This window comes from Caballeronia arationis, assembly GCF_001544975.2.
GTDB classification, from domain to species: Bacteria; Pseudomonadota; Gammaproteobacteria; order Burkholderiales; family Burkholderiaceae; genus Caballeronia; species Caballeronia arationis.
In genome coordinates this window covers 1-1481 of sequence record NZ_FCOG02000425.1, presented here as the reverse complement: position 1 = coordinate 1481, position 1481 = coordinate 1, and the positions used below count along the sequence as shown (strand labels likewise).

The 1481-nt window shown below is 56.7% G+C and carries 2 protein-coding genes; both read left to right on the top strand.

The genetic code is table 11. The annotated features are described in order from the left end of the window. A partial coding sequence (locus AWB81_RS42860) for an integrase core domain-containing protein (protein WP_144444389.1) occupies positions 1 to 290 on the top strand: 290 nt, incomplete at its 5' end. Positions 291 to 776: 486 nt separating this feature from the next. Further along, positions 777 to 1232 carry an HU family DNA-binding protein gene (locus AWB81_RS42855; RefSeq protein ID WP_062644633.1) on the top strand — a complete coding sequence of 152 codons (456 nt, stop codon included), beginning with the start codon at positions 777 to 779 and terminating at the stop codon, positions 1230 to 1232. Positions 1233 to 1481 lie beyond the last annotated feature (249 nt).

The window sequence follows — 1481 nt, the reverse complement described above, 5'->3', positions numbered from 1 at the left end:
ACGGTTCGCAGTACACGGCCGATGACTTCCTCAACCAGGTCAGGTTCTGGGGCGTCACGCCGAGCTTCGCCTTCGTCGCCGAACCGCAAACGAATGGCGTCGCTGAGCGCTTCAACCGGACGCTGAAGGAACAAGCCATTCACGGTCGCATCTTCAGGAACCTGGAGGAAGTTCGGGCCGCGGCCGTCGAGTTCAAAGATCGTTACAACCGTCATTGGCGTCTCGAAAAACTGGGCTTTATGTCACCCCATGAAGCCCGTCACGCAGCCACCATGAAAGAGGCCGCCTGAGTTGCAAACCCGTGTCCAGACAATCCGAGCCGGTACAAAAATACTGTCTTGCATCATCGCCGATTCCTGTTCAATCTCTGGTCGACGCTATCAGAGCATCAGCGGCGAGCGCGGCCGAGCTCTATCGCACCGTCGAGTTGCCCAGGGGCAACGTGGGCTACGATCACGACGAATCCGTCGGCCGCTACACGAACTAATAACTGCGACGAAGATCGGGCGGCGCAACAGCCTCGGCATCTCTACGCCTGTTGCGACAACCCTGCATAACAGTGGTTTGACCGGGCGTTACGTCCTGAGGCCGCGTACAGGTCGTCATTTTCGCCTTGTTCTACCCACAAACCCTTTGTTTTCGGGCCTCGTGCCGTTGCGTATTCGCGTTCGCATTGATAGGCTATCGGCAGCTCGAGGAATTGCACCTTTGCGTATGTCGATGACTATTCAAAGGCAAGAGTCTCGGGCCAATCTTTGGTCATAGACGAGGAACACATGGCAAAAGCAAGTGCAACAAACACTGTAAAGGCACCTAAAACGGCTACTACCCCTGTTGCGAAGAAGGCGAAGGCACCTCAGGTTAAGAAGGCCGCGGCACCTGCCACGAAGAAAACGGTGGCTGCTGCTGCGCCGTTGAAACCCATCAAGGGCTCGTTCACGAAGGCATCGCTCACCGTACATCTCGCCGAGCGTGCTGGCGTTGAACCTAAGGCCGCGAAGGCGTTGATGGCGGCACTCGAAGAGACGGTGCTCGCATCAGTTCACAAGAAAGGCGCCAAGGAGTTCACGCTGCCGGGTCTTTTGAAGGTGGTGGCGCAAGACGTACCCGCCAAGAAAAAGCGCTTCGGGAAGGACCCGTTTACCGGCGAGGACAAGTGGTTCGCCGCGAAACCGGCATCCGTGCGTCTGAAAGTGCGGCCTCTGAAGAAACTGAAGGACGCCGCGCTGTAAATCGAGCGCTATAGTAATAAACGCCCCTCGGGACCGAAGTCTGAGGGGCGTTTTGCTATCTTCGAACGCGCAACGAGCTCGGCGCTGCCCCGTTACATCATTGTATTGCCGTCCGCGGTAATCTTGAATCCCGTAATAAGGTGGCCCTGGACATACTTGCTACTCTTGTTAACTCGAGAGTGCCGAGTTCTTGCGCCTTTCTCACGGTCTCATCTTGGCGTTCGTGAGCGCCGATCCAGTTCTCGGTAA